The sequence below is a fragment of the Bradyrhizobium jicamae genome, assembly GCF_018130215.1.
In the GTDB taxonomy this organism is placed as follows: Bacteria; Pseudomonadota; Alphaproteobacteria; order Rhizobiales; family Xanthobacteraceae; genus Bradyrhizobium; species Bradyrhizobium jicamae_A.
Map to the genome: position 1 here is coordinate 98,228 of NZ_JAFCKQ010000007.1, position 20,738 is coordinate 118,965.

General features: G+C 63.8%; 17 protein-coding genes. 11 read left to right on the top strand and 6 right to left on the bottom strand.

What is annotated here, in order from left to right:
• Window positions 1–29: 29 nt before the first annotated feature.
• From JQ586_RS11455 to JQ586_RS11475, 5 genes are all read right to left on the bottom strand, one after another.
• Window positions 30–803 carry an SDR family NAD(P)-dependent oxidoreductase gene (locus tag JQ586_RS11455; protein ID WP_212394652.1) on the bottom strand — a complete coding sequence of 258 codons (774 nt, stop codon included), beginning with the start codon at window positions 801–803 and terminating at the stop codon, window positions 30–32.
• Between the two features lie 122 nt (window positions 804–925).
• Window positions 926–2,071, bottom strand: a complete 1,146-nt coding sequence (gene pimD, locus JQ586_RS11460) for a pimeloyl-CoA dehydrogenase small subunit (protein WP_212394653.1) — start codon at window positions 2,069–2,071, stop codon at window positions 926–928.
• A gap of 193 nt (window positions 2,072–2,264) precedes the next feature.
• Window positions 2,265–3,455, bottom strand: coding sequence for a pimeloyl-CoA dehydrogenase large subunit (pimC, locus tag JQ586_RS11465; RefSeq protein ID WP_212394654.1), 1,191 nt, complete (start codon window positions 3,453–3,455; stop codon window positions 2,265–2,267).
• A 31-nt stretch (window positions 3,456–3,486) separates the two neighbouring features.
• Window positions 3,487–5,157 (bottom strand): dicarboxylate--CoA ligase PimA, encoded by a 1,671-nt coding sequence (gene pimA / locus JQ586_RS11470; protein ID WP_212394655.1) that lies wholly within the window; start codon window positions 5,155–5,157, stop codon window positions 3,487–3,489.
• Between the two features lie 199 nt (window positions 5,158–5,356).
• Complete coding sequence (locus JQ586_RS11475; RefSeq protein ID WP_212394656.1) at window positions 5,357–7,453, bottom strand: 3-hydroxyacyl-CoA dehydrogenase NAD-binding domain-containing protein; 2,097 nt, start codon at window positions 7,451–7,453, stop codon at window positions 5,357–5,359.
• Between the two features lie 172 nt (window positions 7,454–7,625).
• Here JQ586_RS11475 and JQ586_RS11480 point away from each other — a divergent pair, with 172 nt between their 5' ends.
• The 10 genes from JQ586_RS11480 (at window position 7,626) to JQ586_RS11525 (ending at window position 18,890) form a co-directional block, all read left to right on the top strand.
• Entirely contained in the window at window positions 7,626–8,492 is an 867-nt protein-coding gene (locus JQ586_RS11480; protein ID WP_212394657.1) for an IclR family transcriptional regulator, read from the top strand.
• Window positions 8,493–8,561: 69 nt separating this feature from the next.
• The gene (locus tag JQ586_RS11485) at window positions 8,562–9,359 is read left to right on the top strand and encodes an ABC transporter ATP-binding protein (protein WP_212394658.1); all 798 of its coding nucleotides are present in this window, start codon (window positions 8,562–8,564) and stop codon (window positions 9,357–9,359) included.
• Window positions 9,356–10,069 carry an ABC transporter ATP-binding protein gene (locus JQ586_RS11490; protein WP_212394659.1) on the top strand — a complete coding sequence of 238 codons (714 nt, stop codon included), beginning with the start codon at window positions 9,356–9,358 and terminating at the stop codon, window positions 10,067–10,069. Before JQ586_RS11485 ends, JQ586_RS11490 begins: the two co-directional genes overlap by 4 nt.
• Window positions 10,070–10,082: 13 nt before the next feature.
• Window positions 10,083–10,961 carry a branched-chain amino acid ABC transporter permease gene (locus JQ586_RS11495; protein WP_212394660.1) on the top strand — a complete coding sequence of 293 codons (879 nt, stop codon included), beginning with the start codon at window positions 10,083–10,085 and terminating at the stop codon, window positions 10,959–10,961.
• Window positions 10,962–10,963: 2 nt separating this feature from the next.
• Window positions 10,964–11,980 carry a branched-chain amino acid ABC transporter permease gene (locus JQ586_RS11500; protein WP_212394661.1) on the top strand — a complete coding sequence of 339 codons (1,017 nt, stop codon included), beginning with the start codon at window positions 10,964–10,966 and terminating at the stop codon, window positions 11,978–11,980.
• A 29-nt stretch (window positions 11,981–12,009) separates the two neighbouring features.
• Complete coding sequence (locus JQ586_RS11505; protein WP_212394662.1) at window positions 12,010–13,239, top strand: ABC transporter substrate-binding protein; 1,230 nt, start codon at window positions 12,010–12,012, stop codon at window positions 13,237–13,239.
• 118 nt (window positions 13,240–13,357) lie between these two features.
• Window positions 13,358–14,584 (top strand): ABC transporter substrate-binding protein, encoded by a 1,227-nt coding sequence (locus JQ586_RS11510; RefSeq protein ID WP_212394663.1) that lies wholly within the window; start codon window positions 13,358–13,360, stop codon window positions 14,582–14,584.
• Between the two features lie 181 nt (window positions 14,585–14,765).
• Window positions 14,766–15,995, top strand: a complete 1,230-nt coding sequence (locus tag JQ586_RS11515) for an ABC transporter substrate-binding protein (protein ID WP_212394664.1) — start codon at window positions 14,766–14,768, stop codon at window positions 15,993–15,995.
• Window positions 15,996–16,151: 156 nt separating this feature from the next.
• A complete protein-coding gene (locus JQ586_RS11520; RefSeq protein WP_212394665.1) occupies window positions 16,152–17,378 on the top strand; it encodes an ABC transporter substrate-binding protein in 1,227 nt (408 codons plus the stop codon).
• Window positions 17,379–17,606: 228 nt separating this feature from the next.
• On the top strand, window positions 17,607–18,890 hold the full coding sequence (locus tag JQ586_RS11525; RefSeq protein ID WP_212394666.1) for a glycerate kinase: 1,284 nt from the start codon (window positions 17,607–17,609) through the stop codon (window positions 18,888–18,890).
• Between the two features lie 107 nt (window positions 18,891–18,997).
• On the opposite strand, the gene JQ586_RS11530 is transcribed toward JQ586_RS11525, so the two are convergent.
• The gene (locus JQ586_RS11530) at window positions 18,998–19,516 is read right to left on the bottom strand and encodes a MarR family winged helix-turn-helix transcriptional regulator (protein WP_212394667.1); all 519 of its coding nucleotides are present in this window, start codon (window positions 19,514–19,516) and stop codon (window positions 18,998–19,000) included.
• A 179-nt stretch (window positions 19,517–19,695) separates the two neighbouring features.
• Here JQ586_RS11530 and JQ586_RS11535 point away from each other — a divergent pair, with 179 nt between their 5' ends.
• Complete coding sequence (locus JQ586_RS11535) at window positions 19,696–20,736, top strand: branched-chain amino acid ABC transporter permease (RefSeq protein WP_212394668.1); 1,041 nt, start codon at window positions 19,696–19,698, stop codon at window positions 20,734–20,736.
• The last annotated feature ends 2 nt before the right edge of the window (window positions 20,737–20,738 follow it).

A 20,738-nucleotide genomic window follows, 5' to 3' on the forward strand; every position in this document is an offset into this window, starting at 1 on the left:
CAAGCGGGAGAGGCCAGGTGAGCAATCCGCTACGTCGCCGCAGTGGTGACGCCGCCATCGATCACGATGGTCTGGCCGGTCATGAAAGTCGACGCGTCGGAGGCGAGATAGGCCACGGCGCCCGCGATCTCGTCGGGCTCGCCGATGCGGCGGAGCGGCGAGGACGCGGTGCGTCGCTTCAGGTTCTCCGGATCCTCCCACAGCGCGCGCGCGAAATCGGTCTTCACCAGGCCAGGCGCCACGCAATTGACACGCACGCCCTTCGGCCCCCATTCGCCGGCAAGACTGCGGCACAATGCGAAATCCGCCGCCTTCGAGATGCCGTAGGCTCCAATCACGGTCGAACCGCGCAGACCGCCGATCGAGGAGATGATAACGACCGAGCCCTTGCCGCGTTCGGCCATCTGCGGGACCGCGAGTGCACACAGCCAGATGTTGCTCTTGACGTTCGAGCCCATGATCTTGTCGAAGGCCTCGTCCTTGATGTCGAGCAGCGGGCCGTAATACGGGTTCACCGCCGCGTTGCAAACCAGCGTATCGATCTTGCCGTAGTGCTTGATCGCGCCTGAAATGAGCGCCTCGACCTCCTCGCGGCGCGAGATGTTGCAGGGGATCACGATCGCATCGCCGCCGGTCTTGTTGATGCCGTCGGCGACCTCCTTGCAGGCGTCGGCCTTGCGCGAGGAGATCACGACCTTGGCGCCGAGCTTCGCCAGCAGTTCAGCCGAGGCGCGACCGATGCCGCGGCTCGAGCCGGTGACGACGGCGACAGTGCCCGTGAGATCGAACGGGGTATTTTTCACTGGTGTTGCCTCCCTGAGGTTCACACGTCATTCCGGGATGCGCCGCAAGGCGCAGGCCCGGGATCCAGTCATCTGTACGTCGAGATTCCGGCTTCTCGCTGCGCGAGCCCCGGAATGACAGCTCAAGCCAGCAGCCCACCGCCCTCGCTGACGCGGCGGAGGTGGTAGTCGGTGTCGCCGAGGGTGTTCTCGATCATGGTCAGCCGCTTGAAATAGTGGCCGATCTTGGCCTCCATCGTCATGCCGATGCCGCCATGGAGCTGGATCGACTGCTGGCCGACGAACTTCAGCGACTTGCCGACCTGGACCTTGGCCGCCGCGACCGCCGAGGAGCGCTCCCTGGCGTTGTCGAAGTCGGACGCCATGGTTGCGAACATCGACATGCTTCGGGCCTGCTCCAGCGCCACGAACATGTCGGCGGCACGATGCTGCAGGCTCTGGAACGAGCCGATCGCAACGCCGAACTGCTTGCGGGTCTTGATGTACTCGACCGTGGTCTTCAGCGACTCATCCATCGCGCCGACCGCCTCGGCGCAGACCGCGGTGCGGGCTTCGTCGGCGACGCGCTCGATCAGCGGCAGGGCGTTCTCGGGATCGCCGAGCGCGGCATCCGCCCCAACCTCGACATTGGTGAAGCTGATGTCGGCCGCATGCAGGCCGTCTTGGGTCGGATAGCCCTTGCGGGTGATGCCTCTGGCATCCGCCGGCACCAGGAAAAGGCCGATGCCGGTCTTGTCGCGCTGGCCACCCTTGGTGCGCGCGGTGACGATCAACGTGTCGGCGTTCTCGCCGTTGAGCACGACGAACTTCTCGCCGTCGATCACCCAGCCGTCGCCTTTCTTCTTCGCCGTCGTGACGACGTCGTGCAGATCGTAGCGCGAGTTCTTCTCGAGCTGCGCGAAGGCAAAGGTCTTGCTGCCGTCGATGATGCCCGGGATGTGCTTGGCCTTCTGGTCGGCCGAGCCGCCGTGGCGCAGAAAGCCGCCGCCGATCACCACCGTGGCGAGATAGGGCTCGACCACCAGCGCCCTGCCCATCGCCTCCATCACGATCATGGTCTCGACCGCGCCGGCGCCGAAGCCGCCGTCGGCTTCCGCGAAGGGCAGACCGAGCAGGCCCTGCTCGGCGAGCCGATCCCAGATGGCTTTGCTCCAGCCACCCTTCTCCTTCATGTACTTCTTGCGCGCATCGAAATCGTAGGCATCAGCGAGAAGCCCGTCGACGCTTTCCTTGAGAAGCCGCTGCTCCTCGGTCAGATCAAAATCCATTTTCGTTCCCTTAGACTGAAAGTCGTTACTGAAACCGGGGTCTCTCTTCAACCTCGCCCCGCTTGCGGGGAGAGGCCGGATCGCGAAGCGATCCGGGTGAGGGGGTACAGGCCTCTCGGCAATCCTTGCCGGGAGAAAAGCTCCTCACCCCAATCCTCCCCCCGCAAGAGCGGGGCGAGGGAGAAGAGGAGAATCAAAGCCCCAGCACCGCCTTGCTGATGATGTTGCGCTGGATCTCGTTGGAGCCGCCGTAAATCGAGACCTTGCGGTTGTTGAAGTAGCTCGGCGCGATCTGCGCGCTCCAGTCCATGCTCTCGTTCGAGCCTGCATCGCCGTGCTCGTCATAGGGTGCTGCGAAGGGGCCGATCACCTCCATCAGAAGCTCGGTCGTGGTCTGCTGGATCTCCGAGCCCTTGATCTTGAGCACCGAAGAGGCCGGATTGGGCTTGCCCTTGCCATGCTTGCCTTCATCGGCAACGACACGGAGCTGGGTGAGTTCGAGCGCCTTCAGCTCGATCTCACAGGCCGTGAGCTTCTCGCGGAACGCCGGATCCTCGATGACCGGACGGCCGCCGGACTCGACCTTGGAGGCGAGATCACGGATACGGCGCAGCCGCTCCTTCGACACGCCGACCCGGGCGATGCCGGTGCGCTCATTGCCGAGCAGGAACTTGGCGTAGTCCCAGCCCTTGTTCTCCTCACCGATCAGGTTCTCGTAGGGCACCTCGACGTCGTCGAAGAACACCTCGTTGACCTCGTGGCCGCCGTCGATGGTCTGGATCGGGCGCACGGTGACGCCCTTCGACTTCATGCTGAACACGATGAAGGAGATGCCCATCTGCTTCTTGGCATTGTTGTCGGTGCGGCAGAGGCAGAAGATCATGTCGGCGTGCTGGGCGAGCGTGGTCCAGGTCTTCTGGCCGTTGATGATCCACTTGTCGCCACGGCGCTCCGCCTTGGTCTTGAGGGAGGCGAGGTCCGAGCCGGAGCCGGGCTCCGAGAAGCCCTGGCACCACCAGTCGTCGACATTGGCGATGCGCGGCAGGTATTCCTTCTTCTGCTTCTCGTTGCCGAAGGTGTAGATCACCGGGCCGACCATGCTGACGCCGAAGGCAAGCGGCTGCGGCGCCGGGTAAGACTGCAGTTCCTCGTTGAAGATATAGCTCTGCACCGAGGTCCAGCCCGTGCCGCCATATTCCTTCGGCCAGTGGCTGACGCCCCAACCCTTCTTGTTCAGGATGCGCCACCAGGTGACCATCTCGTCCTTCGACAGGTGGCGGCCTTCCTGCAGCTTGCGCCGCGTGTCCGGCGGCACGTTGTTCCTGAAGAACTCCCGCACCTCCTCGCGAAACGCTATCTCTTCCTTGGTGAAAGCGAGATCCATCGGATCCTCCTTTTAAAGAAACCCAAACTCGTCATGCGGTGTATTGCTGATGGGGTCGAGACGTCGGCTGTTGCTGGCGCAGCTCGTGGCGCGACAGCTTTCCAACCGGCGTGCGCGGCAGCTCGGCGACGAACTCGACTGCCGCCGGCAGTTCGTGCTTGCCGAGCTTGCCGGTGAGGAAGCCTCGCAGCTCGTCGATCGAGAACGGCATCTCTCCGTCGCGCAGCTTGATGAAGGCCTTGGCGGCCTCACCGCGATATTCGTCGGGAATGCCGATGACGATCACTTCCTGCACGGCAGGATGCGTGTAGATCGCCTGCTCGATCATCTGCGGATAGACGTTGAAGCCGCCGGAGATGATCATGTCCTTCTTGCGGTCGACGAGGTAGAAGTAGCCGTCGGCGTCCATGTAGCCGATGTCGCCGGTCAGGAAGCGGTCGCCGACGAAGGCTTCCGCGGTTTCCTTCGGCCGGTTCCAGTAGCCCTTGGTGACATTCGGGCCGCGGATGCGGATTTCGCCGACCTCGCCGACCGGCATCACCCTCGTGGAATCCTCCAGCGACACCACGTCCATCTCGATGCCGGGCAGCATCAACCCGATCGAACCCGGTTTGTCGGGCCCCTCCTTCGGGTGGCCGGTGCCGGGCGAGCAGGTCTCGGTCATGCCCCAGCCGCTCTTCAGCTTCATGCCGACGCGCCGCTCGAAGACCGCGGCGACCTCGACCGGCAGCGGTGCGCCGCCGGAACCGGCGACCACCAGCGAGGAGAGATCGCGCTTGTCGAGATCGGGAAGCGAAGCGATCGCGATCCACATCGTCGGCACGCCGGGGAAGACGGTCGCGCGCTTGACCTCGATGTCGCGCATCACGGCCTCGACGTCGAAGCGCTGATGCAGCGAGATCAGATGGCCGCGGCGGATCGCCGACAGCAGCACGACGGTCAGCGCGTAGATATGGAACAGCGGCAGCACGCAGATCACGCGCTCGATCGCATTGCGCTCCAGCCGTGCCGGCTTGCCCCAGACGTCGTAGATCGACACCGCCGAGGTGAGGTTGCCGTGGCTCAGCATCGCGCCCTTTGGCAGGCCCGTGGTGCCGCCGGTATATTGCAGCAGCGCGACGTCCTCGACGTCGATCGCCGGCCATTGTGACGGCCTGGTCGCGCCGTCGACGAACCGCCCGTACGTGATGATCGCAGCATTATCGGGCAGCGCCGTCTGGGGGGTGCCGACCTTGCCCCAATTGTCGTCCTCGCAGACGATCAGCCGGTCGAGCAGTCCCTTGGCGAGGAATTTCAGCGCGGTGGGCAACAATGCCGACAGATTGCTGGTGACGAGCACCCGCGCGCCGGAATCCGACAGCTTGTGCGACAACGCGATCTCGCCGTCGAGCGGCGACAGATGCACGACGCGGGCGCCGGCCTTCAGCGCCCCGAAGAAATTGATCGGATGATCCGGCGTGTTGCCGAGGAACAGCGCGACCGACGCGCCCTTGCCGTAGCCTGCGCGCATGAAGGCGCTGGCCGCGGTTTCGACCAGGGCCTCCAGCCCGGCATAGCTGATCGGCCGGTCACGGAATTCGAGCAGGGGCCGCGCGCCGAACTCGGCGGCCGCCGATGAGAGCAGGTCCGGCAGCGTGCCGCGCGCGATCTCGTCGCTCCACCGCACGCCGCTCGGATAGAATTGTTCGCCGGGATAGGTCATGAAGACATCGATTGATATGAGGTGAGCACCGGCCCGTGGGCTCCGCTCCCCGTTGTGCGGTCGAGACGAGCGAAGCTCGCTCTTAGGGGCTGGGGAAGGGAATTCACACCGGCAGTCCCGATGCGGCCACCCCTCCCCCTGACCCCCTCCCGCAAGGGGAGAGGGAACCCAGACAGCGAGTCCGTTTCGCCGGGGCCAATCACGCCGCTTTCGACGGCGCGGCCAAGGAGGCGAAGGTCTTGCCCTCATCGGCGAGCTTCTTGAGCAGCGGCGCCGGCTCGAGCGAGGGATCGTTGGTCTCCTTGGCATAGAAGGCGAGACGATCGGCGATGTGCTTGAGGCCCACCGTGTCGGCCCAGAACATCGGGCCGCCGCGATAGATCGGCCAGCCATAGCCATAGAGCCAGACCACGTCGATGTCGGACGGCCGCGCCGCGATGCCCTCTGCGAGGATCTTCGCACCCTCGTTGATCATCGGGTACATCATGCGCTCGAGGATCTCGTCGTCGGTGACGACGCGCTTCTTGCGGCCGAGGCGGGCCAGGGTCTCGTCGATCAGCTTCTCGACCTCCGGATCCGGCAGTGCCGCGCGCGAACCCTGCTCATACTTGTAATAGCCCTTGCCGGTCTTCTGGCCGAAGCGGCCCGCTTCGCAGAGCGCGTCCGCAATCTCGGACTTGATGCCGCGGTCCTTGCGCGAGCGCCAGCCGATGTCGAGGCCGGCGAGGTCGCCCATTGCAAACGGGCCCATCGGCATGCCGAACTTGGTGACGACGGCGTCGACCTGCTGCGGCAAGGCACCTTCGAACAACAGCTTCTCGGACTGCTTGCCGCGCTGCGCCAGCATGCGGTTGCCCACGAAACCGTCGCAGACGCCGACCACCGCCGGCACCTTCGCGATCTTGCGCGCGATCGACACGGCGGTGACGAGCGCGTCGGGCGCGGTCTTGTCGGCGCGCACGATCTCGCACAGCTTCATGACGTTGGCGGGCGAGAAGAAGTGCATGCCGAGCACGTCCTGGGGCCGCTTGGTCGACTTCGCGATCTCGTCGATGTTGAGATAGGAGGTGTTGGAGGCAAGCACCGCGCCCGGCTTGGCGTACTGGTCGAGCTTGCCGAACACCTCTTTCTTGACCGCCATGGTCTCGAACACCGCCTCGATCACGAGATCGGCATCCCCGACGTTCTCGATGCCGACGACGCCGTTGATCAGCGCCATGCGCTTGGCCGGCGCATCCGCCGGGATGCCGCCGCGCGCCGCGGTCGCCTCGTAGTTCTTCTGCATGATGCCCATGCCGCGCTTGAGCTGCTCCTCGCCGGTCTCGACCAGCGTGACCGGGATGCCGGCATTGGCAAACGACATCGCGATGCCGCCGCCCATCGTACCGGCGCCGAGGATGGCGACGCGGGCGACGTTGCGCGACTTGGTGCCCTCGGGCACGCCCGCGATCTTGGCCGCCTCGCGCTCGGCGAAGAAGGCGTAGCGCTGCGCCTTGGACTGGTCGCCCGCGACCAGCTTGAGGAAGCCCTCGCGCTCCTTCTTCAGGCCTTCGTCGAACGGCAGGTCAATCGCGGCGCCGACGGCGTCGGCGGCCGCAAACGGCGCTTCCAGACCGCGAGACTTCTTGGTCATCGCCGCCACCGCATTGGTGAAGATCGAGCGATCGGCCTTGGCCGCCGCGAGCTTGCTGTCATCATCGCGCAGCTTGCGCAGCGGACGCTTCTCGGCGACCAGCTTGCGGGCAAATGCCTCGCCACCCGATGCCGGCCCTTCCACGATCTCCTCGATCAGGCCGTTCTTGAGCGCTACCTCGGCGCTGATCGGATCGCCGCCGACGATCATCTTGACCGCGAGTTCCGGTCCCACCGCGCGCGGCAGCCGCTGGGTGCCGCCGGCGCCCGGCAGCAGGCCGAGTTTCACTTCGGGCAGGCCGAGCTTCGCGTCCTTGGTGGCGACACGGTAGTGGCAGGCCAGCGCGACCTCGAGGCCGCCACCGAGCGCGGTGCCGTGGATCGCGGCAACGATCGGCTTCGGCGAGTCCTCCATCAGGCTCAGCACCTCGGCGAGACCGGGGGGCTTCGGCGGCTTGCCGAATTCGGTGATGTCGGCGCCGGCGATGAAGGTGCGGCCGGCGCAGGTCAGCACGATGCCAGCGACCTGCGGATCGGCGATCGCGCTCTTCATGCATTCGAAGATGCCGCCACGCACCGCGGCGCTCAGCGCATTCACGGGAGGGCTGTTCACCGTGACGACGGCAATGTTGTCATGACGTTCGAGCTTGACGACTTCACTCACCGGGACTCTCCCTGCATGCTTGTTCTTGAACTTGTGTTGAGTAGCTGCCCGGCTTGCCTCGAGCCGCTACGTTTAGACTAATTTCGCACTGCGAAATTTAATTCCACATCTTGACACGGAGGGTTATTTTGAAGCACGAGCCTTGTCAACGAGCATGACAAAGCGGCAGGGAATGAAGCGTTCTGGCAAGAAGGCAGCGACCGATCGCAACTTCGTCGTCGCGCTCTCCCGCGGACTTGATGTCTTGCGCGCATTCCAACCCAATGACGGCCTTCTCGGCAATCAGGAAATCGCGGCCCGCACCAAGCTGCCGAAGCCAACCATTTCCCGGCTGACCTATACGTTGACCAAGCTGGGATACCTTACACCTGTTCCAAGGTTCGAAAAGTACCAGTTGGCGCCGTCGGCAATGGCGCTGGGCTATGCGGCGCTCGCCAATCTCGGCGTTCGGCATTTGTCCGAGCCCTATCGAGAAGAAGTGATGCGTGCGACCGGCGGCGCGGTCGCGGTCGGCGGCCGCGACCGGCACAGCATGATCTACTTTGGTCAAAGCCGGAATGGGCTGACGCTCGGCGTGCAGCTCGACGTCGGTTCACGGATACCCATCGCGACCACGGCGATGGGCCGTGCCTATATTTGGGCATTGCCCGCAGAGGAACGTGCGGCTCTAGTGCGCGAGCTGCGCGACCATTACGGCAGCCGCTGGGGCAAGATGCGCGACGGCATCGAGCGGTCCGGCGAGATGGTGGCGAAGCACGGATTCACGATGTCGACGGGCGACTGGCAAAACGACGTCGCCGCGGTCGGCGTGGCCTTGAAATTAAATGACGGAACCGGTCCGTATGCGTTCAATTGCGGGGCACCGGCATTCCGCTTCACGGAAGACCGGTTGCTCAACGACATTGGACCTCGTCTTGTCGCGATGGTAAGGAACATCGAGCAGGCGCTCGGTGGAATGGCGCCGCAATCCAAAAAACAAGAAATCAAAAAATCTAGAGTAGGAGGGAAAATTGCACGTTTGGCCGAGGGGATCAGGTAGCCTCCATCACGACCGGCGAAAGGCTTCGCAGGTCCGCCCGCATCGCTTGAAGATGGCGGGCGAGACGAGATGACGCAGGCACAGCTCGCGCAGGGGAATGACCCCCTGCTCGCGGTTCGCGACGTCAGCGTCGTGTTCGGCGGCATCGTCGCGCTCAACGGCGTGTCGTTCGACATGCGCCAGGGCCAGATCCTCGGCCTGATCGGACCGAACGGCGCCGGCAAGACCACGCTGTTCAACTGCCTGTCGCGGCTCTACCAGCCGTCGTCCGGCGACATCCTGATGGAAGGCAAGAGCATCCTGACGCGTCCGCCGCACCGGATCGCCGAGATCGGGATCGGCCGCACCTTCCAGAACGTCGCGCTGTTTCCCAATCTTTCCGTGATCGACAACGTGCGGGTCGGCGCCCATGCGCGCACCTCGAGCGACATCGTCAGCGACTCGCTGCGGCTCGCCTGGGTCCGCCGCGGCGAAGCCGACATGAACAAGAAGGTGCACGCGATCCTCGCCTATCTCGACCTCGAGGAGGTCGCGCACACCGTGGTCTCGGGGCTGCCCTTCGGCACCCAGAAGCGCGTCGAGCTGGCGCGTGCCCTGGCCGCAGACCCGAAGATCCTGCTGCTCGACGAACCCGCGGGCGGCCTCAACCATGAGGAAGTCCACGTGCTCGGCGATCTGATCCGCAAGATCCGCGACGATCGCAAGATCACCGTGCTCCTGGTCGAGCACCACATGGGCCTCGTGATGTCGATCGCCGACCACGTCGTGGCGCTCAATTTCGGCCGCAAGCTCGCCGAAGGCACGCCGGCCCAGATCCAGGCCGACCCCGATGTCATCAAGGCCTATCTGGGGAGCAAGGACCAATGACCGCGATGCTCAACGTCAAGGACCTGCGCGCCTATTACGGTCAGGTCCAGGCCCTGCACGGCCTCAATTTTTCGCTCAACGAAGGCTCGCTGACCACGCTGCTCGGGGCCAATGGCGCCGGCAAGACCACCACCCTGCGGGCGATCTGCAACATGGTGCGATCGACCGGCGCGATCGAGTTCGACGGCAAGCCGATCGGCACCCGCTCGACCGAGAACGTGGTCCGCCTCGGCATTGCCCATGTGCCGCAGGGCCGCGGCACCTTCACCACCATGACGGTGGAGGAAAACCTGCAGCTCGGGGCCATCACCCGCACCGACAAGAAGAACATCGTCGCCGACATCGAACGGATGTACGATCACTTCCCGAAGCTGAAGGAGCGCTATTCGCAGCAGGCCGGCACCCTGTCGGGCGGTGAGCAGCAGATGCTGGCGGTCGCCCGCGCGCTGATGCTGCGGCCGCGGCTGATGCTGCTCGACGAGCCGTCCTTCGGCCTCGCGCCACTGATCGTGCGCGACCTGTTCCGCATCCTCGGCAAGATCAATCGTGAGGAGAAGGTGACCATCCTGGTGGTCGAGCAGAACGCGCAGCTTGCGCTCGAACTCGCCGACCAGGCCCATGTGATCGAAACCGGACGGATCGTGATGTCGGGCAACGCCAAGGACATCGCGAACAACGAAGACGTCCGCAAATCCTATCTCGGCTACTGAAGGAGCTGGCACTATGGAGCTTTTTGCCAACCAGATCCTGGCCGGCATCGCCACTGGCGCGATCTATGCCTGCATGGCGCTCGCGGTGGTCATGATCTACCAGGCCATCGACCATCTGAATTTCGCCCAGGGCGAAATGGCGATGTTCTCGACCTTCGTCTCCTGGCAGCTGATGCAGTGGGGCGTGCCGTATTGGGGCGCCTTCGTGCTCACGGTCGCCTTCTCGTTCGCCGCCGGCATCGCGATCGAGCGGTTGCTGTTCAAGCCGCTCGCCAAGGCGCCGGTCCTGACCAACGTGGCCGGCTTCATCGCGCTGTATGCGATCATCAACTCGGTCGCCGGCCTGATCTGGGACTTCACGATCAAGCAATATCCGACGCCGTTCGGCTCCTCGCCGTTCCTCGGCAGCCAGCTGATCTCGACCCACCAGGCCGGCATGATCGGCATCACGCTGTTGATGCTGCTGCTGCTGTTTTTCTTCTTCCGCTTCACCCGGGTCGGTCTTGCGATGCGCGCGGCCGCCTCGTTGCCGGAGTCGGCGCGGCTGGTCGGCATCAACACCTCCTGGATGATCGCACTGGGCTGGGGCATGGCCGCCGCGATCGGCTCGGTCGCCGGCATGATGATCGCCCCCGTGGTGTTCCTCGAGCCGAACATGATGCTGGGCGTGCTGATCTACGGATTTGCCGCCGCCGTGCTCGGCGGTCTCAGCAGCCCGTTCGGCGCGGTCATGGGCGGGTTCCTGGTCGGGATCTTCGAGAACCTGGTCGGCACCTACATACCCGGTGTCGGCAACGAGCTGAAACTTCCGATCGCGCTTGCGCTGATCATCATCGTCCTGGTCGTCAAACCGGCAGGCCTGTTCGGCCGCGCCATCGTCAAGCGAGTTTGATCATGAGCGCAGTTGAAGACGTCGTCACAGAATCCCCGGCCGTCGAGGCCGTTCCAAAGCGCGCAATGACACTCGGCTACGGCACCTCGCTGGTGGTGCTCGCCGCGCTCATCATCATCCCGCTGCTCGTGAAGAACTTCATCATCTTCCAGATGACGATGCTTCTGATCTACGGCCTCGCGGTGCTGGCGCTCAACATCCTGACCGGCGGCTCGGGTCAGTTCTCGCTCGGCCAGAGCGCGTTCTATGCCGTCGGCGCCTACACATCGGCGATCCTGATGGAGCACGCGGGCATGAACTATGCCCTGACGCTGCCGATCGCCGGCATCATCTGCTTCGCCTTCGGCTTCCTGTTCGGCCAGCCCGCATTGCGGCTGTCCGGCGTCTATCTGGCGCTCGCGACCTTCGCGCTCGCCACTGCAATGCCGCAGCTGCTCAAGCTGGGCTATTTCGAGTACTGGACCGGCGGCGTGCAGGGCCTCGTGGTCACCAAGCCGGACGCGCCGTTCGGCCTGCCGATGGGCCAGGACATGTGGCTGTATTACTTCACGCTGGTGGTCACGATCGCGATCTACATCGCTTCGGTGAACCTGCTGCGCTCGCGCTCGGGGCGTGCCTTCATGGCGATCCGCGACAACGAGATCGCGGCCTCCGCGATGGGCGTCGACGTCGCGCTGTACAAGACGCTGGCGTTCGGCGTTTCGGCAGGGATCACCGGCGTCGCCGGCGGCCTGGGTGCCATCGCGGTGCAGTTCGTCGCCCCCGACGGCTACACCATCACGCTGGCGATCTCGCTGTTCCTCGGCATGGTGGTCGGCGGAGTCGGCTGGCTGCCCGGCTCGATCGTCGGAAGCGCCTTCATCATCTTCGTGCCGAACATCGCCGAGGGCATTTCCAAGGGCCTCTCGGGCGCCGTGTTCGGCGTGCTGCTGTTCCTCGTGATCTTCCTCGTGCCCCATGGCGCCAGGCAAGTTGCGATCATTGCCCAGCAACTGGTCGCCAAACTCAAGAAGAACTAAGAACCTCAAAGAAGAAACCAGGAGACACTATGCTTTCGACACTACGGATCGCCGCGGCTTCCGCGGCGGTCATCGCCTTTGCCGCGACGTCCACTGCCGCATTCGCCCAGAAGAAATACGACACCGGGGCGACCGATGCCGAGATCAAGATCGGCAACATCATGCCCTATTCGGGACCGGCCTCCGCCTACGGCGTGATCGGCAAGACCGAAGAAGCCTACTTCAAGATGATCAACGACCAGGGCGGCATCAACGGCCGCAAGGTCACCTTCATCACCTATGACGACGCCTATTCGCCGCCGAAGGCCGTTGAGCAGGTGCGCAAGCTGGTCGAGAGCGACGAGGTGCTCGCCGTGTTCAACCCGCTCGGCACGCCGTCGAACACCGCGATCCAGAAATATCTCAACGCCAAGAAGATTCCGCAGCTGTTCGTCGCCACCGGCGCCACCAAGTGGAACGACCCGAAGAACTTCCCGTGGACCATCGGCTGGCAGCCGAGCTACCAGAGCGAGGCGCAGATCTACGCCAAGTGGCTGATGAAGGAGAAGCCCGGTGCCAAGGTCGCGATCCTCTATCAGAACGACGATTTCGGCAAAGACTACCTGAAGGGCACCAAGGACGGCTTCGGCGCCAAGGCCGCCTCCAGCATCATCATGGAGGAGAGCTATGAAGTGTCCGAGCCGTCGATCGACGGCCATATCGTCAAGATCAAGGCCGCCAATCCCGATGTGCTGCTGATCTACGCCACGCCGAAATTCGCCGCGCAGACCATCAAGAAGACCGCCGAACTCGGCTGGAAGCCCCTGCAGATCGTCACCAACGTCTCGATCTCGGTCGGCAGCGTGATGCAGCCGGCCGGCTTCGAGAATGCGCAGGGCCTGCTCTCGGCGGCCTACGCCAAGGATGGCACCGACCCGCAATGGGCCGGCGATCCCGGCATGAAGAAGTGGGCGGCGTTCGTCGACAAGTACATGCCGGGCGCCGACAAGACCGACAACGGCGTCGTCTACGGCTATGGCGCGGCACAGACGCTGGCCAAGGTGCTGGAAATGTGCGGCAACGACCTCACCCGCGCCAACCTGATGAAGCAGGCAGCGAGCCTGAAGGACTTCACGCCCGACACGCTCCTGCCCGGCGTCAAGATCAATACGTCGGCCACCGACTTCGCCCCGATCGCGCAGTTGCAGATGCAGCGCTTCAAGGGCCAGAAATGGGAGCTGTTCGGCGAGATCATCTCGGGCGACGTGCCGTCCGAATAACGCTGCACCGCAGAAACCGGATGACTGGCCCCCGCGACAGCAGTCGCGGGGGCTTTTTGTTGACGCCCGGTGCCTTTGGTATTCAATGCACACGCCAAGAACACGAGGTGGGGAAATTATGACTGCAGTACGCCTGTCCCGGACGGCGCTCGCATCGGCGCTCGCACTCTTCGTCATGACTTGCAGTTTCGCCCGGGCCCAGAAGGCCTACGACACCGGAGCCAGCGACACCGAGATCAAGATCGGCAACACCATGCCCTATAGCGGGCCTGCCTCGGCATATGGTTCGATCGGCAAGACCGAGGCCGCCTATTTCAAGATGATCAATGGCCAGGGCGGCATCAGGGGCCGCAAGATCACCTTCATCTCCTATGACGACGCCTACTCGCCAGCGAAGACGGTGGAGCAGGCGCGCAAGCTGGTCGAGAGCGATGACGTGCTGCTGATCTTCAGCTCGGTCGGGACCGCGACCAACTCGGCGATCCAGAAATACATGAATGAGAAGAAGGTGCCGCAGCTGTTCGTCGCCTCCGGCGCGTCCAAATGGAACGATCCGAAGGATTTTCCGTGGACCATGGGCTGGCAGCCCAACTACCAGGACGAGGCCCACATCTACGCGAAATACATCCTCAGGGAAAAGCCGAACGCCAAGGTCGCGGTGCTTTACCAGAACGACGATTTCGGCAAGGACTTTCTCAAGGGCCTCAAGGACGCATTCGGCGACAAGGCCTCGATGATCGTCGCCGAGGAGGGTTACGAGACCTCGGAATCCACGATCGACAACCACATCGTCAAGCTGAAGGCGGCGGGCGCCGACACGTTCATCAGCGTCACGACGCCGAAATTCGCTGCGCAAGCGATCAAGAAGGTCGCCGAGATCGCATGGACGCCGCTGCAATTCCTGGTCAGCATCTCGGCGTCGCTCGGCGGCGTGGTCCAGCCGGCCGGCTTCGAGAATGCGCAAGGCATCGTGTCGGCCGTCTATGTCAAGGACGCCGCCGATCCGCAGTGGAGCCAGGATCCCGGCATGCAGAAATTCCTGGCCTTCCTCCAGAAGGATTTTCCGGAGGGCAACAAGCTCGATGGCGCAGACGCCTTCGGCTATGCTGCAGCGCAGACCATGGTGCATGTGCTGGAGATGTGCGGTGACGACCTCACGCGCGCCAACGTCATGAAGCAGGCTGCGAGCATCAAGGAGTTTGCTCCGGACACGCTGCTGCCCGGCATCACCGTCAACACTTCGGCCACCGATTTCGCGCCGATCAAGCAGTTCAGGCTGATGCGCTTCAAGGGCGACAAGTGGGAGCTGTTCGGCGGAATCATGTCGGGCGACCAGGGCCACTGACCGCTCGCCGCGCGGCCGCCTGCCGTCCCTCGCATTCGACTAAATGACGCCCCCTGCGGCAGGTTCGCGGGGGGCTTTTTGTTGCTGGCATCAGGCGAAAGGTATTGAATGCCGCGAGGAGCCGCCAAGTGCTCCCAATCCAAAAATCGTGACGCATTCATAATGGTCCAAGGAGATCAAAATGCCTGCTATCCGTTTGGGATTGGCGGCCGTTTCGGCCGCCGTCGTGCTGCTCGCGGTAACCGCGAGCCCCTCCTTCGCACAGAAGAAATACGACACCGGCGCCTCCGACAGCGAAATCAAGATCGGCAACATCATGCCCTACAGTGGTCCGGCCTCCGCCTATGGCGTGATCGGCAAGACCGAGGACGCGTACTTCCGCATGATCAACGCCGAAGGCGGCATCAACGGCCGCAAGATCAACTTCATCTCCTATGACGACGCCTACACGCCACCGAAGACGGTCGAACAGGCGCGCAAGCTGGTGGAAAGCGACGAGGTGCTGCTGATCTTCAACTCGCTGGGCACACCGCCGAATTCGGCGATCCAGAAATACATGAACCAGAAGAAGGTGCCGCAGCTGTTCGTCGCCACCGGCGCCACCAAATGGAACGATCCGAAGGAATTTCCCTGGACCATGGGCTGGCAGCCCAACTACCAGAGCGAGTCGATCATCTACGCCAAGTACATCCTCAAGAACAAGCCGGACGCCAAGATCGCCGTGCTCTATCAGAACGATGATTACGGCAAGGACTATCTGAAGGGATTCAAGGACGGCCTTGGCAAGAAGGCGGATTCGATGATCGTCGCCGAGGACGCCTATGAGGTGACCGAGCCGACCATCGATTCCCACATCGTTCGTCTCAAGGCCACCGGTGCCGACGTGTTCTTCAATATCACCACGCCGAAATTTGCGGCGCAGGCGATCAAGAAGAATGCCGAGCTCAACTGGCATCCGCTGCACTTCCTCAACAACGTCTCCTCGTCGATCGGCAGCGTGATGAAGCCCGCAGGCTTCGATAATGCGCAAGGCATCATCTCGTCACAATATCTGATGGATCCGACGGATCCGCAGTGGAAGAAAGACAAGGGAATGATCGCCTGGAATCAGTTCCTGGATAAGTATTATCCGGAAGCCAATCGCGCCGATGCCTCGGTGATGTACGCCTACATCGTCTCGCAGGGGCTGGCGCATGTGCTGAAGGCCTGCGGCGACAATCTGACCCGCGATAACGTCATGAAGCAGGCGGCCGACCTGCGTGACCTCGAGCTCAACGGTCTGCTGCCCGGCGTCAAGGTGAACACCTCGGCGACCGACTTCGCGCCGCTTTCGCAACTGCAACTGATGCGGTTCAAGGGCGAGACCTGGGAGCGCTTTGGTGACATTTTGAGCGGCGACGTCGGCGGTTAGGCCGAGGACAGCCTACTAAAGACGCAGCCCTTGCGGCATTGCCGCAGGGGCTTTTCGTTGAGACGGCCCGCCTAAAATGATAATCACGTCGCCAAACCAAGAGCGCTCCGGCAAGGAGGCCACGACACGGTCTGAAACAGGGAGAGAGAGACATCTATGTCCGCCACCAGGAAACTTGCGGTCCTCGGGGCCGCCATCGCGCTCATCGCCGCCTCCGGCAGCGCAGCACTTGCCCAGAAGAAATACGACACCGGCGCCACCGATACCGAGATCAAGATCGGCAACATCATGCCCTATAGCGGTCCGGCATCCGCCTACGGCATCATCGGTCGCACCGAGGCCGCCTACTTCAAGAAGATCAACGATGCCGGCGGCATCAACGGCCGCAAGATCAACTTCATCTCCTATGATGACGGCTATTCGCCGCCGAAAACGGTCGAGCAGGCGCGCAAGCTGGTCGAGAGTGACGAAGTGCTATTGATCTTCAACTCGCTGGGCACACCGCCGAACACCGCGATCCAGAAGTACATGAACTCCAAGAAGGTGCCGCAGCTGTTCGTCGCCACGGGCGCCACCAAGTGGAACGACCCGAAGGATTTTCCCTGGACCATGGGCTGGCAACCCAACTACCAGAGCGAGACCCAGATCTACGCCAAGTACATCCTGAAGAACATGCCGAACGCCAAGATCGCCGTGCTCTATCAGAACGATGATTACGGCAAGGACTACCTGAAGGGTCTGAAGGACGGGCTCGGCCAGAAGGTCGCGAGCATGATCGTCTCCGAGGAAAGCTATGAGACCTCCGAACCGACGATCGACAACCACATTGTCAGGCTCAAGGCTTCCGGCGCCGACGTCTTCATCAACATCACGACGCCGAAATTCGCGGCGCAGGCGATCAAGAAGATCGCCGAGATCGGCTGGAAGCCGACCCACTTCCTCAACAACGTATCGGCCTCGGTCGGCGCCGTGATCAAGCCGGCCGGCTATGAGAACGCGCAGGACATCATCTCGGCGGCATACCTGAAGGACGCCTCCGACAAGCAATGGGACAATGATCCCGGCATGAAGGAGTTCTACGCCTTCATGGCCAAGGACTTCCCCGAGGGTGACAAGCTCGACGGCGGCACCGTGACCGGTTACGGCGTGGCCCAGACCCTGGTGCAGGTGCTCAAGCAGTGCGGCGACAACCTCACCCGCGAGAACATCATGAAGCAGGCAGCGAGCCTGCACGATTTCCGCACCGAGGTGCTGCTGCCCGGCATCAAGATCAACACCGGCCCGACCGATTTCGCCCCGATCAGCCAGCTTCAGCTGATGAAGTTCAAGGGAGAGAAGTGGGAGCTGTTCGGCGACGTGATCAGCGCCGATGTCGGCGGCTGAAGACTTTCCCGCATCGTGAAAATCCGCCCCCTGCGGCATGTCCGCAGGGGGTTTTGCCTCGTCTTTGGCTTTCAGTGGCACAATCGCCGACACCAGGGGGGCGGCGAGCCGTTTACACCTGACTTGGCGATGCGCTAAAGCGTGATCCGGAAACGTGTGAAGCGTTTTTCCCCCGCAACAGACGCGAAGCGTTTGTGCGGTGATCATGATCAGGCAAGAAGCGAAACCATGACCAACCGGCGTCCTTTCCTGCGTTCGATCTTCGATGCGGCGGTGGCGGCCGCCCATCCCGACGTCGTGCTGGCGTCGCGGCTGCGGCCCGTGCCGAAGGGACGGATCATCTGCCTCGCCGCCGGCAAGGGCGCCGGCGCGATGGCCGCGGCAGCCGAGCGGCATTATCTCGATGCACTCGAGCTCGACCCGTCACGGCTGGTCGGGATCGCGACGACGCGTCATGGCCACGGCGTGCCGACCCGGCGCATCAAGGTGGTGGAAGCCGGTCATCCCGTGCCCGACGAAGCCGGCCTGAAGGCGGCCGACGATACGCTGCGGCTCGCCGCCGAGGCGGCGGCGGACGATCTGCTGCTGGTGCTCCTGACCGGCGGCGGCTCGGCGAACTGGATCGCGCCGGTCGAGGGCGTGAGCTTCGCGCAGAAGCAACAGGTCAATCGCGCGCTGCTGCGCTCGGGTGCGCCGATCGGTGAGATGAACATCGTCCGCAAGCACCTTTCGCGTATCAAGGGAGGCCGGCTGGCGCGCGCCGGCCAGCGCGCCGCCGAGATCGTCACGCTCGCGATCTCGGACGTGCCGCATGACGATCCCTCCGCCATCGCTTCGGGGCCGACGGTACCGGATCCGACCACGCTGGCCGATGCCCGCGCCCTCGTCGCAAAGTACAACCTCTCCGTCGATGACGCCGTGCGCCGCGCGCTCGACGATCCCGCCAACGAAAGCTGCAAGCCCGATGATCCCGCTTTCGCCCGAGCGACCTTCGAGTTGCTGGCGAAGCCGAAGGCCTCGATCGACGCGGCGGCCAAGGTCGTGCGCGATGCCGGCTACGAGACGATCGCGCTCGGCGCCGATCTCGAGGGCGAGGCGCGCGAGGTAGCCGCCGAGCACGCCCGCCTCGCGCTGAAGGCCCGCGGCGAAGGCCGCCGCGTCGCCATCCTCTCGGGCGGGGAGCTCACGGTGACCGTGCGCGGCAACGGCCGCGGCGGCCCCAACCAGGAATACGCGCTGGCGCTCGCCGACCTCCTGAAGGATACGCCCGACGTCGCGGCGCTGGCCGGTGACACGGACGGCGCCGATGGCGGCGCCGGCAGCGCCACGGATCCCGCCGGCGCCATGATCGACCAGGCCACGTTTGCGAAGATGAAAGCGATCGGCCTCGATCCCAGGGCGTATCTTGCCAACAACGACGCGACCGGATTCTTCGCGCAGACCGGCGATTTGTTGCTGACGGGGCCCACACTGACCAACGTGAATGACGTCAGGGTGATTTTGGTGGATTGACCCAACCGTCATTCCGGGGCGGCGCGAAGCGACGAACCCGGAATCTCTCGCCACGATCTCCAGATTCCGGGTTCGCGCTGACGCGCGCCCCGGAATGACTGCAAGCCTCAAAATTCCTGCGCGAGCTTCGCCAGCATCTCCAGCAGCGCGGCGTGATTGGCCGGTCCGAGCACCTCGATCAGGCGCGCCTCGTGCTTGTTGGCGACCAGCTTCTTGGCGCGCGCCAGCACCGCGCGGCCCTTGTCGGTCAGGACGAGGATGTGGGAGCGGCGATCGTTGGTGGAGCGCATCCGCGCGCAGAGATCGCGGCTCTCCAGCGCGTCGAGCATGGCGACGAAGTTCGGCCTGAGGATGCCGAGCGTGGCGGCGATCTCGGTCTGGTTGCGGCCGGGGTTCTTGTCGAGCAACAGCAGCACCGAGAACTGCGCCGGCGTCAGCTGCAGCGGCGCGACGCAGCGCAGGAAGTCCTCGAACACCTTGAGCTGCGCGCGTTTCAGGGAATAGCCGAGCAGGCCGGACAGCTCGCCCAGCTGCAGCATGCTGTCGTCCCCGGCGGGATCGACCGGTTCCCTGCGCAGCGGGCGCGAGGCCCTGGCGGCGTCGGCGGCAGTCTTGGAAACAGTCATCGCTCCAGGCTCGCAATCCCGATAGAAAGATCCCGCGCGACGCTCGCGGACCTTGAGATTATAATTGATAATTGTTATGCGGTATATCAAATATCGGCCGCTTTCAACAGCCGATATCGGCCGAGGCAACCAGACCTGCTGGCTGCCGTGGCCGGACGCTTGAGGGGGAGCGCTCGGTCTTGAACACGACAATCTTGCTGTTCCTGCTACAGGACGGCATCACCAATGGCGCGATCTATGCGCTGCTCGGGCTGGCCCTGGTGCTGGTGTTCGCGGTCACGCGGGTGATCCTGATTCCGCAAGGCGAGTTCGTCACCTACGGCGCGCTGAGCTACGCCATGCTGGCCACCGGTCAGGTGCCGGGGACGGTACAGCTCGCCGTCGGGATGGGCCTCGTTGCCTTCGCTCTCGACCTGTTCTTCGCGCGCAAGGCGCTGCGGGCCCGGTTGGTGGCACGCTCGGCCGCGCTCAATATCGCCTTTCCCGTCGGGCTGCTTGCCGTCACCTACAAGGTCGCGGGCCCGACGACCCCGATGGCGGTCAACATCGCGCTGGCGCTGCTGATCGTGGCGGCGATCGGGCTGTTCCTCTACCGCATCGCGTTTCAGCCGATCGCGCACACCTCCGTGCTGGTGCTCCTGATCGCAGCCGTCGGCTGCCACCTCGCCCTGCAGGGCCTGGGGCTGGTGTTCTTCGGCGCCGAAGGCTTGCGCGGCCCGGCGCTTTCGAGCGCCGCGGTGACCGCGGGCCCGCTGCGCTTCACCGGCCAGAGCCTTGCCGTGTACGGACTGACCATCGCCTTCATCGTCGGCCTGTGGCTTTTCTTCGGCTACACCAAGACCGGCAAGGCGTTGCGGGCCACCGCCGTCAACCGGCTCGGCGCCCGCCTCGTCGGAATCCGCACCTCGCTATCGGGCCAGATCGCATTCCTGCTCGCCTCCATGATCGGTGCGATCTCCGGCATCCTGATCGTGCCGATCACGACGCTCTATTACGACACGGGCTTCCTGATCGGCCTCAAGGGTTTCATCGCCGCCATCATCGGCGGCCTGGTCAGCTATCCCTTGACCGCGATCGCGGCCATCCTGGTCGGCATCGTCGAGGCCTTCTCCTCGTTCTACGCCAGCAATTTCAAGGAAGTCATCGTCTTCACCCTGATCCTCCCGGTGCTGGTGCTGCGCTCGCTCGCGGCGCCCGCGGTCGAAGAAGAGAAGGATTGAGC

Bases quoted from the DNA above. Each gene is read 5' to 3' on its own strand.
- pimD (WP_212394653.1), bottom strand. From the start codon at position 2,071: ATGGATTTTGATCTGACCGAGGAGCAGCGGCTTCTCAAGGAAAGCGTC.
- pimC (WP_212394654.1), bottom strand. From the start codon at position 3,455: ATGGATCTCGCTTTCACCAAGGAAGAGATAGCGTTTCGCGAGGAGGTG.
- pimA (WP_212394655.1), bottom strand. From the start codon at position 5,157: ATGACCTATCCCGGCGAACAATTCTATCCGAGCGGCGTGCGGTGGAGC.
- JQ586_RS11480 (WP_212394657.1), top strand. From the start codon at position 7,626: ATGAAGCGTTCTGGCAAGAAGGCAGCGACCGATCGCAACTTCGTCGTC.
- JQ586_RS11485 (WP_212394658.1), top strand. From the start codon at position 8,562: ATGACGCAGGCACAGCTCGCGCAGGGGAATGACCCCCTGCTCGCGGTT.
- JQ586_RS11490 (WP_212394659.1), top strand. From the start codon at position 9,356: ATGACCGCGATGCTCAACGTCAAGGACCTGCGCGCCTATTACGGTCAG.
- JQ586_RS11495 (WP_212394660.1), top strand. From the start codon at position 10,083: ATGGAGCTTTTTGCCAACCAGATCCTGGCCGGCATCGCCACTGGCGCG.
- JQ586_RS11500 (WP_212394661.1), top strand. From the start codon at position 10,964: ATGAGCGCAGTTGAAGACGTCGTCACAGAATCCCCGGCCGTCGAGGCC.
- JQ586_RS11505 (WP_212394662.1), top strand. From the start codon at position 12,010: ATGCTTTCGACACTACGGATCGCCGCGGCTTCCGCGGCGGTCATCGCC.
- JQ586_RS11510 (WP_212394663.1), top strand. From the start codon at position 13,358: ATGACTGCAGTACGCCTGTCCCGGACGGCGCTCGCATCGGCGCTCGCA.
- JQ586_RS11515 (WP_212394664.1), top strand. From the start codon at position 14,766: ATGCCTGCTATCCGTTTGGGATTGGCGGCCGTTTCGGCCGCCGTCGTG.
- JQ586_RS11520 (WP_212394665.1), top strand. From the start codon at position 16,152: ATGTCCGCCACCAGGAAACTTGCGGTCCTCGGGGCCGCCATCGCGCTC.
- JQ586_RS11525 (WP_212394666.1), top strand. From the start codon at position 17,607: ATGACCAACCGGCGTCCTTTCCTGCGTTCGATCTTCGATGCGGCGGTG.
- JQ586_RS11530 (WP_212394667.1), bottom strand. From the start codon at position 19,516: ATGACTGTTTCCAAGACTGCCGCCGACGCCGCCAGGGCCTCGCGCCCG.